The sequence below is a fragment of the Micromonospora trifolii genome, from assembly GCF_050516465.1.
GTDB classification, from domain to species: domain Bacteria; phylum Actinomycetota; class Actinomycetes; order Mycobacteriales; family Micromonosporaceae; genus Micromonospora; species Micromonospora trifolii.
Genome location: NZ_CP191526.1, coordinates 6,324,474 through 6,339,196 on the forward strand (window position 1 = coordinate 6,324,474; position 14,723 = coordinate 6,339,196).

Here is a 14,723-nt window from a genome sequence, read left to right on the forward strand (position 1 = left end):
GAAGACCGTGTCCACCCCGCTCCCCCTGTACCGGCCCGGCGTCGCCAGCGGCCGTGACGCCCAAGTCCTGCACCGCGCTGCCACGCCGGAGTTCTCCGGTTGGCTGGAGCACACCGCTTCCGCCGGCGGCTGTGTCCGGCCAATCCGCCTCACCGGCACCATCGCCGCCGTAGAGCGAGACACCGGCCGGGTTCTGATCGACCAGCACACCGACGAACTGCCCGACCGGGCGCTGTACAAGGCGTGCGGCAACCGCCGCGAATCGCAGTGCCCGGACTGCGCCTGGGTCTACCAAGGCGACGCCTACCAGGTCGTCCGCTGCGGCCTGACCGGCGGCAAAGGCGTACCCGACTCGGTCGGCCGGCACCCGGTCGTCTTCGCCACCTTCACTGCCCCGTCTTTTGGCGCGGTCCACCACCGGCACGTTCCCCGCCACACCTGCGCTACACGGCAGCGCTGCGACTGCCGCCCGGCCCCCTGCCGCGCCCGCCACACCGCCGGCACCTGCCCGCACGGGAAGCCTGCGGTGTGCTTCGCCCGTCACGACGCCGACGATCCGCAGCTCGGGCAGCCGTTGTGCCTGGACTGCTACGACCACGGCTACCAGGTCGTCTGGAACTACTTCTCCGGAGAACTGTGGCGGCGCACCAAGCAGGCAGTTGAACGTCACCTCGCCGCGCTGTGCCGCCGACGCCGCATTCCCTTCGTCCGGGTCGTCACCGCGTCGGGCAAGGTCCGCTGGGTGCCGCCCGTGCGGGTGTCGCACGGCAAGGTCGCCGAGATGCAGCGCCGGGCAGCCGTGCACTTCCACGTCCTGCTGCGGCTCGACGGCGTCGACCCCCACGGTCCGGATGCCCACGTGCCGCCGTCGGCCGACATCACCGTCGACGACCTGGAGGCGGCCGTGCACGCCGCCGCCTCCCAGATCATCGTCAAGACACCGCCGCACCCCGACCGGCCGCAGGGCTGGCTAATCGGCTGGGGTAAGCAGGTCGACGTCCAGCGGATCAACACCAGGAGCGGTGAGCTGACCGACGGCAAGGTGGCCGCGTACCTCGCCAAGTACGCCACCAAGGCCACTGAGGTCACCGGCCACTGCTCCACCCGACTCACCCCCGCCACCGTTGACGACTACGCCGACCCGGAAGGCGACCATCTCGCCCGCCTCATTGACGCTTGCTGGCACCTAGGACGGCCCACCGGCACCGACACCGCCAGCAGCGCCGCAACGACCGACGACCGTCAAGGCAGCCTTGACGCCGAACCGAACGCCTACACCCGGCTGCGCCGCTGGGCACACATGCTCGGCTTTGGTGGCCACTTCCTCACCAAGGCCCGCCGCTACTCGGTCACCTTCGGCCTGCTCCGGGATACCCGCGCGACCTACCGTCGCAGCGACGACGAAGGCACCACCGAGACAATGACCGTCAACGCTCTCAGCTACTCGGGCTCAGGGTGGCTCACAGAAGGTGACGCCCTCCTGGCCAACACCGCCGCCGCGCAGCGCCGGCAGGCCAGACGCATCGGCCGGGAAGAACTCGCCCACGAAGCCTGGCTCACCGGGGTCGCCGCATGAACCACGACCTCCGCCCCCGCTGGTACTCACCCGCCGAGGTCGCCGTCCTGCTCGGCTTCGGTCTGTCTAAGGTCAAGATGAAGATCGCCACGGGCGAGCTGCGCTCCATCAAGGACGGCAAGTACCGCCGCGTCCTCCCGGAGTGGGTCGACGACTACATCCGCGACCAGGTCGAGCGCCAGGAGGCTGCCTGATGCCCGGACGTGCCCGAGCCAACGGCGAGGGCTCGATCTTCCCGTACCGGAACGGCTTTGCCGCGTACGTCTGGGTCGAGAAGCCTGACGGTAAGCGGGGCCGGAAGTGGGTCTACGGCAAGTCCCGCGAGGAGGTCCACGACAAGTGGATCAAGCTGCACGGGCAGGCCAAGGCCGGTCCGGTGGCGACGCGCTCCCCGACGGTGGGGGAGTACGCCGGCTACTGGCTGCGGGAGATCGTCAAGCCGAACCTGGCCCCGGGGAGCTACGTCACCTACGAGGTGGTCGTGCGGCTCTATCTCGTGCCAGGGCTGGGCCGGAAACGTCTCGACAAGCTGCGGGTCAGCGACGTGCAGACCTGGATCAACGAGGTCGGGCGGACCTGCCAGTGCTGCGCCCAGGGCAAGGACGCGCGACGCAAGCCCGCCCAGCGTCGCTGCTGTGCCCTCGGCCGCTGCTGCCGGGATCTGCCCTCGGCCACCAGCGTCACCCATCTGCGGACCGTCCTCCGGACGTTGCTGTCCCGGGCGATCACCGAAGGGCTGATCACCCGCAACGTCGCGTCCCTGGTGAAGCTGCCACCGGTACGCAAGCGCAAGCGAAAGGTGTGGACGAGCGACGAGGCACGGCGCTTCCTGGAGTCGGCCCGCGCTGACGACGACCCGCTCTACGCCGCGTACGTCCTGGTCCTGGTGCTCGGTCTGCGCAAGGGCGAGATGCTGGGGCTCACCTGGGCGGACGTCGACCTCGACGCGGGGGAGTTGACCATCGATCGGCAGCTCCAGCGGGTCGGTGCCGAGCTGCTGCACCGGGAGACGAAGACAGCCGCCTCGGACGCCACCCTGCCGCTGCCCGACATCTGCACCGTGGCGCTCGACCGCCGCAGGCTGGCGCAGACCGTCGCCAGGGATGCCGCCGGACCGGCCTGGCAGCCCTCGAACCACATCTTCACCACGCGCTACGGCCGGCCCGTCGAGCCGCGCAACGTCAACCGCTTCTGGGACCGGCGCTGCGACGCGGCCGGAGTCCGGCGGATCACCGTCCGAGACGCCCGGCGGACCTGCGCCTCGCTCCTGGCCGACCTGGACGTGCACCCCCGGGTGGCGATGCAGATCCTCCGGCACGCCCAGTTCGCCATCACCATGGAGATCTACACCGTGGTGTCCTCGGCGGCCACCCGCGACGCCCTCAAGCGGCTCGGCAGCGCACTGGATCGGTAAGGCGCTACTGCTGTACTTCGCTGCTGTACCGGCCCGGATCACGCCAACAGCGACCCTGCAAAGGGCCGCTGACCTGCGGAAGAGTGGGCCGCCAGGGACTCGAACCCTGAACCTATGGATTAAAAGTCCACAGCTCTGCCATTGAGCTAGCGGCCCGCGCGCTCAGGTTACCCGACCGTCTGCGCCCCGGCTGATGTCCGTCCCCGCTCCAGAGGAGCGATGCTGATCTACGCGACGGCGTGGGCGTCGGGCGACCGCCGTTGACGGGTGCAGAGTTGGCCGGCCTGCCGAGACGAACAACTGGCGGAGTGGGTCGCGTCCGCTGCCGCCGTGACACCTTCGGCAAACTTCTGCACCGCTTTGTCAGCGGTATAGCTTCATCACCGATACATTGAACGTCATGGCCACACCGACGCCGCTGCGGGAACCCACCTTCTTGATCCTCACCGCCCTGGCGCGGGAATCCATGCATGGCTACGGCATCATCCGCGATGTCGCGGCCCTCTCCGGTGGGCGGTTGGCGCTGCGGCCCGGCACCCTCTACGGCGCACTCGACCGCCTGACCGACGAAGGGCTGGTCGAGCGGGACCACGAGGAGGTCGTCGAGGGACGGCTGCGCCGCTACTACCGGCTCACCGACGCCGGCCGGTCCGTGCTCACCGCCGAGACCGAACGACTGCGCCGCAACGTCGAGGCCGCCACGCAGCGGTTACGTGCTCGGCCTGCGGGCACCCGCACCGCCGACGGCACCTCACGCGGCCCTCTCAACATCCCCGGAACGGCCGCCCGCCCCATCCTTCGACCGGCCGGAGGCCCGGCATGAACCGGCCCAACCCCGCGCAGGAACAGGTCGGGTCGCCGCTGGAGTCCCGCTACCGGCGGCTGCTGTGGGCCTACCCGGGTGACTACCAGGCTGAGCGGGGCGACGAGATCGTCGGGACGTACCTCGACACCGTCGATCCGGGGCGGCGCTGGCCATCCCCACACGACGCCGTCGACCTGCTCGGCGCCGGGCTTCGGGAGCGACTGCGCGGGTACGGCGCTCTCGGGCTGGTTGCAGCTCTCCCGCTGGCCGCGACCGCCGCGCTGAACACCCTGGTAGCGGTCTCCGCTTTCCTGCTACTGCAGGTCGAGTTCGAAGATCCGCGTTTCGCTCGGCTGGACCCGGTTGGTCCGTTCCAGACCCTCGGCGCCCTGATCTGGCTGGGCTGGCTGGTCGTTGGCCTCACCGCCACGGCGCTGCCCGGGCCTTGGGCCCGAACCGTCGCAGCCGTTGGTCTCCTACTGACCGCCGCCGTGCCGCCAGTGGCCGCGGTCACCGGACAACCTGGGCCGCCGCTGTTCGTGCTGGTCCCGGCCGTCGCGCTCGGCCTGGCCACGCTCGCGCTGCCCTCCCATCCCGGTTGGGTCGCGCGTAGCCTGCCGCCGCTCACGGCCGGTTGTGTGACGGCCGCATCGGTGGCATTCAGCGCCGTCGAGAACGGCGGGAACATGTTCACCTCGTACGGCTCGACCCCCGAGCTGCTGGCGATGGCCGGGGGATTGATGTTCGCACTGGTCCTGCTCGTCGGCCTCGGCCGCGCCCTGCGAGCCGATGACGCCGGCCTCTGGGCGACCCTGCTGCTCGCCACCCCGGCCGGCCTCTTCGGCGCCGACCAGCTCAGCCAGGCGATCTGGGGTACCAGCGGCGGCGGACCCGCCCCGACGGCCTTTGCCGTCACAGCCGGGTCGATCCTTCTCGTCGGCGCGGCGCTCCTGGCAGCCGCCCTCGCCGGCCAGGCCGCCCGACACCGGACCGTACGTCGACGAGTGCTCGACGACGCCTGCCCGACCTGCGGACACCGCTCGACTGCGATGACAGGGACCTGACTTCGGCGGGATCAGCGATGTGGCAGGCCGGGTCGGTGATGTGGAGTGAATCAAGCGACCTCGCGCGGCGGCGCATGGGTGTGGGTCGGTGGGGAACCAGGACCGGTATGGGATCGAGCCGCATACCGGCCGTGGCGGCCTCCGGGGAGGAGATCGGGCGCGATGGCGTACGCCAGCCGGGTGGCGAGGTGCACGCCTGGCTGCCCGGCCAGAACCAGACGGTCTGTGGCCTGGCGCTGAGCCGGACCCGACTGCGCCGCTTTCCGCATGTGCCCTTCGACTACTCGGGTACCGACGTGCTCACCGGGGCGGACGCGGTGGGCTGGATCTGCCCACGCTGCCTGGCCGCCACCGCCGGTAGGCGGGGCAAGGAGAAGCACGGCTGGGTACGGGAGTCCCCTCGCCCTTGATCGACTCGGGATCCCGGAAGTCGGGCTGTCCTGTGCGCTCGGATACCGCGACTTCCAGGAAGTCGAGTGGATCAAGCCGCGCGCGCCGCAGGCCCCCGCCGCTCTGGTGGGTGGTTGAGCTGCTGCTGGGCGGGTACGAGGTCGGGCATGCGGATCGTGGTGGTGGGGGCGAGCGGCAACGTCGGTACGGCGGTGCTGCGGCGGCTGCGCCGGGAGCGGGGCGTGGAGCTGGCCGGTGTCGTTCGGCGGTTGCCCGGCCCGGATGCCGGCGAGCCGTACGACCAGGTGGAGTGGCACTCCTGCGACATCGGCGCGCCGGGCGCGGTCGGGCAGCTCGCCGAGGTGTTCGCGGGTGCGGACGCTGTGGTGCACCTGGCCTGGCAGATCCAGCCCAGCCACGACCAGCGGGTGCTGCGCCGGACCAACGTCGAGGGCAGCCGGGCGGTGATCAACGCGGTGGTCCAGGCCGGTGTGCCGGCCCTGGTGTACGCCTCGTCGGTCGGCACCTACGCGCCCGGCCCGAAGGACCACCCGATCAGCGAGCGGTGGCCGGCCACCGGTGTGCCCGGTTCGTCGTACAGCGAGCACAAGGCGGAGGTGGAGGCGCTGCTGGACGGGCTCGAACAGGATCACCCCACACTGCGGGTGGTGCGGATGCGCCCAGGGTTGATCTTCCAACGGGCCGCCGGTGCGGAGATCACGCGTTACTTCCTCGGCCCGTTGGCGCCGGTGCGGCTGCTGCGCTTCGGCCGGATCCCGCTGGTGCCGACGAACCGCCGGTTGCGGATGCAGGCGGTGCACGCCGATGACGTGGCTGACGCGTACGCCCGGGCGGTGTTGGGTGATGCGCGCGGCGCCTTCAATGTCGCCGCGGACCCGGTGCTCACTCCGGAGCTGGTGGCCCGGCACTTCCATGGGTGGACGGTGCCGGTCGCCGCGCCGGTGCTGCGGGCGGCGGCGGCGCTGACCTGGCGGGCGCGGCTGCAACCGGTCGACGCGGGCTGGGTGGAGCTGGGTCTGAACGCCCCGCTGATGTCCAGCGAGCGCGCGGAGACCGAGCTGGGCTGGCAGCCCAAGATCAGTGCGCTGACGGCGCTCAAGGAACTCTTCGCCGGAATGGCCGACGGCGACCACACGGCAAGCCCCCCGATGTCCGGCGCACGAGACCTGCCCGGCCGCCCCGCCGCCCTCCTCCACGCCCGCCCCCCAGGCGAAGGAAACCCCTACTGACCCCGCTCCCGGCTCGCTGATCAAGAGCTTTCGGTCAGAAAACGCCGCTCCGATGACCGAAACCTCTTGATCACCGGCGCGATCACTGGCGCGGGCCGGCGGGGCGTTGGTCGGGGCCGAGCGCCCAGGTTAGGAGAGCTTGGAGTTGGTGACCGTGGGGTTGCGGGCGCCCAGGAAGAAGATGCCGGGGAAGCCGCGGGTCTCGAACTTGGCGCTGGGGTTGCGGCGCAGGGTCGAGTTTTCGATCTTCATCGTGCCGGTGCGGTTGTTGCTCACGAAGAAGACCGCGCCGCCGCCCTCGTTGGCCTTGTTGTTCTCGATGATCGTGCCGGCGATCCGTACGGTGAATTCGTTGCCGTCGCAGTAGATCGCGCCGCCGCTGCCGCCGCCGGGCGTGCCGGACTTGGCCGGGTTGGCGCCGCTGCCGATCGCCTCGTTGTTCCTGAGCAGGCTGTTCAGCACCACCCACGACACGCCGATGCTGCTCAGCGCCCCTCCGTTGGAGCAGGAACCGCCGTCGAAGGTGCTGCCCACCACGTACACCGGCTTGTTCTCGTACTGGCTCAGCACCCGGACGGCCGCGCCACCCAGGTCGGGGCCGGTGCGGTCGCAGCGGTTGCGGACGAAGCGCGAGTTGACCACCTTCAGCCGCCCGCCGCGGACGAAGATCGCCCCACCGCCGCCGCCCTCGGCCTTCTCGCCGGTGGAGTTGCCGTCGGCGAAGGTGAGGTTCTGCACGGTGAGCTGCGGGTGATCCTGGTTCTGGCAGTGCGAGGTGGTGAAGCCCTGGGCCTCGTCGCAGGTGTTCATGTAGAGGATGCGGCGCTGCCCCTGGCCGCTCAACGTGACAGTGCCGCCGCCGTCCAGCACGATCTTCGGCCCGTTGGCGTTGCGGACCTTCGCGGTGGCGGCCATCTTGATCGTCACCGGGGCCGGTCCACAGTTGAACGTGATGACACCGCCGGCCGCCACGGCCTTCACTACCGCCGCAGAGGTGCAGCTTGCCGGGGTGCCGGTGCCGATGGTCCGGGTCGGCTTCGAGGTGTCCACCGCCCGTGCCTCGGCCGGCACGGTGGCCCTGCCGTTCGGGTTGCCGGCGGCGAGCACCTTGTTGGCGGGCTTCGGGCTCGCGCTGGTCCCTGGGCCGCCGAGGCCGTCGCGAGCCCCCGGCGCGTCGCCCTGACCGGCGGTCGGCGGCGCCGTCGGCGCGGCGGTCGAGCCGGCCTCGAACGCGGGGGCCGGGTCGTTGGGCGCGCAGGCGGGCAGGGTCGCGGTGGCGACACCGAGGACGAGGAGAGCGGCAAGCGACGTCATGCGCACCCCGTGATGCTAGGAGCCGCGACGGCATCGCGACGAATCCGCCGAGCCGGTTTAATGCGCAGCTAAGCCGCGCCCACCGCCCACCGCCGCCTACCGCCACGCCCGCCGGCCGTCCGCGGACCGCCGCGCCGGTCGTGGCGCGGTGACCGGTGGTCAGGTGTGGGAGAGGGCGAAGGCGGTCAGGAAGCCGGCGACCGTGATCAGCCCGACCAGCAGGTGCGCGTTCTCGAACGCCTCCGGGACCATGGTGTCGGTGATCATGGCGAGGATCGCCCCGGCGGCCAACGCGGTGATGGCGGCCAGCACCTCCGGCGGCGCGCCACCCAGCAGCGTGTTGCCGACCAGCGCGGCGACGCCACTGATCAGCGCGATCCCGGTCCAGAGCAGGAACACGTACCGTCGGGTGCGGCCGGCCTGGCGCATGCCGGCGGCGCTGGACAGCCCCTCCGGAACGTTGCTGAGGAACACCGCCGCCACCGTGACCAGGCTGACCGCGCCGCCGCTGAGCAGGCTGGCGCCGATCACGACCGACTCCGGTACGCCGTCGAGCAGCGCGCCGACGGCGAGCGCCGACCCGGAACCAGGCTGCTCGCCCTCGGAGGGTTGCTGATCGCCGGACCGCTTCCGGTGCCGGGCGCCGTGCCGGGCGAGAGCCAGGTTGGCCAGGGTGTAGACCAGCGCACCGACGGCAGCGCCGAGAACGGTGGGGAGTAGCCCGCCCTGCGCGTGCGCCTCGACGATCAACTCGAACGACACGGCGGAGAGCAGAACTCCCGCGCCGAACGCCATGATCGACGCGATGACGCGCTGCGGCACCCGGGCGAACCAGCCGACCGCCGCCCCGACCAGCAGCGCCGACCCGGCCAGCAACCCCCATCCACCCGCCTGTAACCACTCCGGCATTCGCGGGACCGTACCCACGGGCGCCGAGGCGACAAACCCGATTGTGAGGAGGGCTCAGAAGTCGGCGAAGAGGTACGGCACCCGTCGGGGGAAGAGGCCGCGCAGTTCCGTGGCGGCGTCCACCGGTACCTCGCCCAGACCGCGTAGCGGCAGCTCGGCCGGATCCAGCACCCCGTACGCGAGGGCGGAGAGCCCGGCGGCGGTGAGCGTGGCGGTCGGCGCGCGGCCGGTGGTGTCGTCGACCAGTTCCAGCGCGCCGGTCGTGCCGTCGAGAAGGTGGGTGCCGGCCAACCAGCGGTCCCCGGTCAGCTCGATCCGCACCCGGCCCGGCCCGGCGGGCAGCCCGCTCAACGCGTCCAGCGACAGCAGTCGGGCCATCGGCGCGGACGAACCCGGCACGGCCGTGCGGGCCTCGACGTGCACGTCCAGGTCGGTCAGCCACAGCTCGGGCAACTCGTCGGGCGGAACCTGGACGGTGATCCGCTCGATCTGGTCGACGTGCCGGGCGAAGAACTGCAACAGCAGCGCCCGCGCGAGCGGGTCGGTGACCAACAGCTCGTTGCCGTGCAGCGTGCCGCCGTGTTCGTCGATCCGGTACGTCACCGCTCCGGTGACCTCCCCGCCGACCCGGGCGGTGAGCAGCCAGTACTCGTCACGGTCGCGCAAACCGATCGCCCGGTAGTCGGGGAAGATCGCGAAGCCGTGTCGCTCCTGGAGGTTGCGCTCGGTGAACGCCCGCCACGCCGGATAGCCGGCGGCGACGCGTTCCCAGCCGACCTCGCCGGGCAGGTCCACCCGGAGCAGCGCGGCCAGGTTGGCCGGAGTGAAGGTGACCCGGCGCGGCTTGGGTAGCCCGACGTAGCCGAACCGGGCGTAGAAGCTGGGCCGGAACGGATAGAGCGCGCTGAGCGGATGGCCCTCGTCGCGCATCTCGTCGAGGAGTTGGTGCAGCAGCGTCCGGACGTGCCCCTGCCGGCGGGCCAGCGGATGGGTTGCCACCCCGGCGACACCGGCCATCGGCAGCACCACTCCGCGTAGGTTCTGTCGCATCGGGATGGCCGAGACGGCGGCCAACGTGGAGCCGTCCTCCTCGGCGATCAGCGTCCGGTTGCCCTGGTTGTAGGGCAGGTAGTCGCGGAACTCCGCAGTGCGGGCAGCACTGAGCGGCGAGGACTCGAAGGCGTACGCGGCCAGCGGGAAGCTGGTGGTGAGACGGTCGTCGTCGGTCACCCGGCGGATGGTCATTCGCCCATCTCAACCCGCCGCGCGGATCGCAGCAACCGGATTGGCCCGATCCACGACCGGTGCGGCGGTCAGCCGACCGGCAGGTGCCGCAGGTGGCGACGGCGGCGCAGGCGGACGCTGGCCACCGCGGCCACGCCCAGGGCCAGCAGGGCGGTGACGACGAGCCCGTGCAGCAGGCCACGGGAGAGGTAGCCCTGGTCGGTGTTGTCGACCGTCCAGGTGGCGATCTCCCGGCTCGACCAGAACGGCGTCAACCTCGCCCCGGACCCGGCCGGGTTGATCAGCATCTGCACCGTCACCACGGTGAGCAGCAGCAGCGTGCCCTCCAACTCGCGGGGCAGCAGCGCACCGATCAGCATCCCGAACGGCGCCGCCACCGCGACGGAACAGAGCAGCGCCGCCGCCAGGCCGCCGTACCGCAGGTCCGCGCCGTCGATCATCGGGAGCAGGAAGAAGGGTACGGAGATGACCAGCCCCACCGTCCACAGGCCGAGCATGCGACCGAGATAGAGGTGGTGTGGGCGGTAGCCGGCCAGCCGTAGCCTCGGCTCCAACTCGCGGGCCGCAGTCGTGGCGAAGAGCGCGGCGGTGCTCACCGCCCAGCCCACGCCGAGCAGCAGCGAGCGAACCGACTGCCCGAGGTAGGCGTCCCGCCGGATCAGGTAGAAGGTCAACGGCATCAACAGCAACAGCAGGAGTACGCCCCGACGCCGCAGCAGCTCCCGCAGGGTCATCTCGGCGACGGTGACGAGCCGGTTCATGGGCGGCCTCCCTGCATGCCGGGCGCGTGCCACCCGGTCTCGTGTGCCGGGGTCAGGTCGAGCACGATGTCCACCCGGTCGAGTTGGTTGAGCAGGTGGGTCACCACGACGATGGCCGTGCCCGCGTCGCGCAACCTGCTGAGCTGGTCCCAGAAGTTGACGTAGGTGCCCTGGTCGAAGCCCTGGTACGGCTCGTCGAGCAGCAGCACGTCGGGGGCGCTGAGCGTGGACATGGTCAGGTTGAGCTTCTGTCGGGTGCCGCCGGACAGGTGGCGGGCCTGCATGTCCCCGCCCGCTTCCCAACCGAGCTGCCGAGCCGCCGCCCGACCGGCGCGGCGGGCCGGGCCTCGGGCCACGCCCTGACCGGCCCCGACCAGCACGAAGTGCTCGTCGGCGAGCAGGAAGTCGGCGGTGCCGCCGGACTGCGGGCAGTAGCCGAGCCGCCCGGAGACGGTCACCTCACCGGCGTCCGGTGACATGAGTCCGGCGCAGATCCGGAGGAAGGTGCTCTTGCCGCAGCCGTTCGCGCCGACGACGGCGGCGATCTGTCCGGCCCGGACGGTCAGCGTGGCGTCGCGCAGCACGGTTCGTCGTCCGTACTTCTTGGTGATGCCCGCCGCGTGCAGCCGGACCGGCCCGGGGCGCGGTCCGGGTGCGGTGCCGATGCTCTCCACGACCGCGCCCGCGTACTGCTGGGGTGGGCCGAAGACGACCCAGGGGTCGCCGCCGCCCTCGCGCAGGTGGGTGGCGGCCTCGGCGACCACGTGCCGTGCGGCGTCCGCCGCGACCCGGCGCTGGTGCAGCTCGGCTGTGAGCGTACGCAGCCAATCGTCGGCGTTCACCGGGTGACCCCCTTCGTGACGATGTCGTTCACCGGCCGGACGAAGGTGAGCCAGGCGCTGCCGCCGGCGCGGAGCGCCGCCTGCCCGTCGTCGGTGAGCCGGTAGTACTTGCGGGCCGGCCCGGCGCTGCCCTCCCGCCACTGCGCGGTCACCAGGCCGGTCTTCTGTAGGCGCAGCAGTACGGGATAGAGCGTGCCGCCCTGGATCGGCCCGACGCCCGCCGCGTCGAGCGCCTGGGCGAGCTGGTAGCCGTAGGACTCGCCTTTGGACAGCAGGGCCAGGACGCAGATGTCGAGCACCCCCCGCAGCCACTGCCCGCGCCGGTCGGAATCCACGCGTCGGACAGTAGCGGCGCAAGCTAGATGGCACAACCACCTACTCTGAGGCAGCGGAACCCGAACCAGTCGGTTCGGGTGAGCCGCCGAGTGAGCCGTGCGGGTCAGCGGGCGACGACGTCGGAGACCACGACGGTGACGTTGTCCGGCGCGCCGGCGTGGTGGGCCAGCTTCACCAACTGCTCACCGCACTGCTGACGGTCCGCGTACATGCCCAGGGCCGTGGCGATGGCCTCGTCCTCGACGTAGTCGGAGAGCCCGTCGCTGCACAGCAGCAGCCGGTCACCGGGGACGACAGTGAGCACCCCGACCGCGGGTGGGGTGTCGGCGCCCTGCACGGCCCGGGTCACCAGGGACCGCTGCGGGTGGTGGCGGGCCTGCTCGGGAGAGAGGGTGCCCTGATCGACAAGCGCCTGCACGAACGTGTCGTCCCGGGTGAGCTGGGTCAGCTCCCCCTCGCGCAGCAGGTAGCAGCGGGAGTCGCCCACCTGGGCCAGCACCAGCGTCTCCCCGGCCAGCAGCGCCGCGGTGAGCGTCGTACCCATGCCGTCCCGGCTCGGGTCGACGGTGATGGCGGCGTGGATGCGCTGGTTGGCGGTGCTGACCACGGCACGCAGCGCGTCGGCGGCGCCGTCGGGGTCGGTGGGCGGAGCCAGTTCGTCCAGGATCCGGATCACGATCTCGCTCGCCACCTCGCCCGCAGGCAGCCCACCCATGCCGTCGGCGACGGCGATCAGGCGGTCACCGGCGAGGGCGGAGTCCTCGTTGTTGGTGCGCACCAAGCCGATGTCGTTGAGGATGACCGAGCGGAGGATCAGCGTCATGGGGTCAAGCTTGCCAAGAACAACCCGCATTCGTCTCTACGCCTCCTACCTAGGTCGAGAAATGATTGCGATTTTCGTCGACGGGGCCGACGGTCCGTGACCGATCGGCGGGGTCTCAGCGGCGCGGATAGCGCAGTAACAGGCTGGCGGCGACCTCCTCGTCACCCACCGCCGCGTAGCTGTGTGGCACGTCCGACACCCAGCGGAGGTGACCGCCGGCCGGGGCGGTCAGCGGTGCGTCGGCCGGCCCGGCGCGCAGCACCCCGGCGAAGACGGTGATGTGCTCGGTGACTCCCGCCGGGTGGGCGGGGGAGAGCTGGCCGGGGCCGGGCGCGACCCGCATCCGGTACAGCTCGTAGGTCGCGTCGGTGTCGGTGAAGACCTCCAGCAGGGTCGCGGTGACCGCGGTGCCGTGCACGGTGGGCCCGGCGGCCGGCTCCGCCAGCACCGCCGTCAGCGGTACGCCGAGCTGCGCGGTGACCGCCCAGAGCGTCTCCAGGGTCGGGTTGCGGGTGCCGTGCTCCAGGCCGGAGAGGGTGGCCTTTCCGACACCGGCGAGTCGGGCGAGTGTGGACAGCGAGATCCCCTGCTCCTCGCGCAGGGCACGGACCCGGCGCCCGACGACGGCGGGATCCACGTCGAGGCCCGGGCGCGGGGCTGGTGGTGGGTGCGGCACCCGGCTATCGTGCTACACGCTTCCGTTCCGTAAACGGAACAGTCGGGAGGGTGGGGTGGCCGGACGCGTGCAACCGGTGCTGGCGGGGGTGGTGACCGCGCTGGTGGGCTTCGCCAGCTCGTTCACCGTCGTGTTGGCCGGGCTCCGAGCGGCGGGCGCGTCGGACGCACAGGCCGCCTCCGGCCTGCTCGCTCTCTGCGTGGCGAGTGGGTTCGTCGCCGTCTGGCTGGGCTGGCGGTACCGGATCCCGATGAGCGCGGCCTGGTCCACTCCGGGTGCGGCGCTGCTGGTGGCGACCGGGCCGCCGCCGGGCGGATGGCCGGTGGCGGTGGGCGCCTTCCTCGTCTCCGGCGTGCTGATCGTCGCGGCCGGGTTGTTCCCGCCACTCGGCCGTGCGGTGGCCGCCATCCCCAAGCCGGTGGCCGGCGCGATGCTCGCCGGGGTGCTGCTGCCGCTGTGCACCGCCCCGGTCCGCGCGCTGGTCGAGCTGCCGATGGTGGCCGGGCCGGTGGTCGTCGGCTGGCTGCTGCTGCACCGGTTCGCCCGCCGCTGGGCGGTGCCCGGTGCGCTGGTGGTGGCGGTGGCGGCGATCGCACTGACCGCACCGCCGGCCGGCCTGAGGGGTGCCGCGCTGATCCCGTCGGTCACGCTGACCGCGCCGGCCTGGAACGCGTCCGCGCTGGTCGGGTTGGCCCTGCCGCTGTTCCTGGTCACCATGGCCGCGCAGAACGTGCCCGGCATGGCGGTGCTGGTCGGCTACGGCTACCGGCCGCCGTTCGGCGCCGCGCTGCGGACCACCGGTCTGGCCAGTCTGCTCGCCGCCCCGGCCGGCGGGCACGCGGTGAACCTCGCGGCGATCACCGCCGCGCTGGCCGCCGGCCCCGACGCGCACCCCGACCCGGAGCGCCGGTGGATCGCCTCGGTCACCGCGGGCGCTGGGCTGGCCGTGCTCGGCCTGGGTGCCGGGGTGGCCACCACGCTGGTGGCGGTCGCCCCGCCGATCCTCATCGAGGCGGTCGCCGGGCTGGCGCTACTGGGCGCCCTCGCCACCGCGCTCGCCTCGGCGGTGACCGACCCGGCGACCCGCGAGGCCGCCGTGGTCACCTTCGTGGTGACCGCGTCCGGGGTGACGCTGATCGGCGTGGGCGGCGCGTTCTGGGGCCTCGTCGCGGGCTGCCTGATGCTGCTGCTCTTCCACCGCCGCCAACCCGCCCCTGCGGCGCCGGACCAACCCGCCCCCGCTGCGCCGGGAAGATCCACTCGGGTCTCGTGAAGTCGGGCTGTCCCGAGGCTCCGGAGGCCCCGATTTCCTTGAACC

At 71.9% G+C, this 14,723-nt stretch carries 16 protein-coding genes and 1 tRNA gene; 8 read left to right on the forward strand and 9 right to left on the reverse strand.

Annotated elements, in window-relative coordinates:
* Positions 1–7 precede the first annotated feature (7 nt).
* From ACQRWP_RS29475 to ACQRWP_RS29485, 3 genes are read left to right on the forward strand one after another with little or no spacing between them, the layout of a single operon-like run.
* Positions 8–1,576, forward strand: a complete 1,569-nt coding sequence (locus tag ACQRWP_RS29475; protein ID WP_430499421.1) for a replication initiator — start codon at positions 8–10, stop codon at positions 1,574–1,576.
* A complete protein-coding gene (locus tag ACQRWP_RS29480) occupies positions 1,573–1,770 on the forward strand; it encodes an excisionase family DNA-binding protein (protein WP_430499423.1) in 198 nt (65 codons plus the stop codon). Before ACQRWP_RS29475 ends, ACQRWP_RS29480 begins: the two co-directional genes overlap by 4 nt.
* Positions 1,770–2,990, forward strand: a complete 1,221-nt coding sequence (locus tag ACQRWP_RS29485) for a tyrosine-type recombinase/integrase (RefSeq protein ID WP_430499424.1) — start codon at positions 1,770–1,772, stop codon at positions 2,988–2,990. The genes ACQRWP_RS29480 and ACQRWP_RS29485 overlap by 1 nt, the downstream gene beginning before the upstream one ends.
* 84 nt (positions 2,991–3,074) lie before the next feature.
* Here the strand turns inward: ACQRWP_RS29485 and ACQRWP_RS29490 are convergent.
* Positions 3,075–3,146, reverse strand: a tRNA-Lys gene (locus tag ACQRWP_RS29490).
* 244 nt (positions 3,147–3,390) lie between these two features.
* Here ACQRWP_RS29490 and ACQRWP_RS29495 point away from each other — a divergent pair.
* From ACQRWP_RS29495 to ACQRWP_RS29510, 4 genes are all read left to right on the forward strand, one after another.
* A complete protein-coding gene (locus ACQRWP_RS29495; protein ID WP_430499425.1) occupies positions 3,391–3,813 on the forward strand; it encodes a PadR family transcriptional regulator in 423 nt (140 codons plus the stop codon).
* Positions 3,810–4,859 carry a GlsB/YeaQ/YmgE family stress response membrane protein gene (locus ACQRWP_RS29500; RefSeq protein ID WP_430499426.1) on the forward strand — a complete coding sequence of 350 codons (1,050 nt, stop codon included), beginning with the start codon at positions 3,810–3,812 and terminating at the stop codon, positions 4,857–4,859. The genes ACQRWP_RS29495 and ACQRWP_RS29500 overlap by 4 nt, the downstream gene beginning before the upstream one ends.
* Before the next feature lie 131 nt (positions 4,860–4,990).
* On the forward strand, positions 4,991–5,269 hold the full coding sequence (locus ACQRWP_RS29505) for a hypothetical protein (protein WP_430499428.1): 279 nt from the start codon (positions 4,991–4,993) through the stop codon (positions 5,267–5,269).
* 147 nt (positions 5,270–5,416) lie between these two features.
* On the forward strand, positions 5,417–6,499 hold the full coding sequence (locus ACQRWP_RS29510) for an NAD-dependent epimerase/dehydratase family protein (RefSeq protein ID WP_430499430.1): 1,083 nt from the start codon (positions 5,417–5,419) through the stop codon (positions 6,497–6,499).
* A 129-nt stretch (positions 6,500–6,628) separates the two neighbouring features.
* On the opposite strand, the gene ACQRWP_RS29515 is transcribed toward ACQRWP_RS29510, so the two are convergent.
* The 8 genes from ACQRWP_RS29515 to ACQRWP_RS29550 form a co-directional block, all read right to left on the reverse strand.
* The gene (locus ACQRWP_RS29515; protein WP_430503327.1) at positions 6,629–7,813 is read right to left on the reverse strand and encodes a hypothetical protein; all 1,185 of its coding nucleotides are present in this window, start codon (positions 7,811–7,813) and stop codon (positions 6,629–6,631) included.
* Between the two features lie 159 nt (positions 7,814–7,972).
* On the reverse strand, positions 7,973–8,722 hold the full coding sequence (locus tag ACQRWP_RS29520) for a ZIP family metal transporter (RefSeq protein ID WP_430499432.1): 750 nt from the start codon (positions 8,720–8,722) through the stop codon (positions 7,973–7,975).
* 54 nt (positions 8,723–8,776) lie between these two features.
* Positions 8,777–9,967 (reverse strand): GNAT family N-acetyltransferase, encoded by a 1,191-nt coding sequence (locus ACQRWP_RS29525; RefSeq protein WP_430499434.1) that lies wholly within the window; start codon positions 9,965–9,967, stop codon positions 8,777–8,779.
* Positions 9,968–10,035: 68 nt separating this feature from the next.
* A complete protein-coding gene (locus ACQRWP_RS29530) occupies positions 10,036–10,728 on the reverse strand; it encodes a hypothetical protein (protein ID WP_430499436.1) in 693 nt (230 codons plus the stop codon).
* A complete protein-coding gene (locus tag ACQRWP_RS29535; RefSeq protein ID WP_430499438.1) occupies positions 10,725–11,570 on the reverse strand; it encodes an ATP-binding cassette domain-containing protein in 846 nt (281 codons plus the stop codon). The genes ACQRWP_RS29530 and ACQRWP_RS29535 overlap by 4 nt, the downstream gene beginning before the upstream one ends.
* Entirely contained in the window at positions 11,567–11,905 is a 339-nt protein-coding gene (locus ACQRWP_RS29540) for a PadR family transcriptional regulator (protein ID WP_430499440.1), read from the reverse strand. Before ACQRWP_RS29540 ends, ACQRWP_RS29535 begins: the two co-directional genes overlap by 4 nt.
* A 104-nt stretch (positions 11,906–12,009) precedes the next feature.
* A complete protein-coding gene (locus ACQRWP_RS29545) occupies positions 12,010–12,729 on the reverse strand; it encodes a PP2C family protein-serine/threonine phosphatase (protein WP_357567778.1) in 720 nt (239 codons plus the stop codon).
* 115 nt (positions 12,730–12,844) lie between these two features.
* A complete protein-coding gene (locus ACQRWP_RS29550) occupies positions 12,845–13,405 on the reverse strand; it encodes a helix-turn-helix domain-containing protein (RefSeq protein ID WP_425697368.1) in 561 nt (186 codons plus the stop codon).
* 55 nt (positions 13,406–13,460) lie between these two features.
* Here ACQRWP_RS29550 and ACQRWP_RS29555 point away from each other — a divergent pair, with 55 nt between their 5' ends.
* Complete coding sequence (locus tag ACQRWP_RS29555) at positions 13,461–14,678, forward strand: benzoate/H(+) symporter BenE family transporter (protein WP_430499443.1); 1,218 nt, start codon at positions 13,461–13,463, stop codon at positions 14,676–14,678.
* The last annotated feature ends 45 nt before the right edge of the window (positions 14,679–14,723 follow it).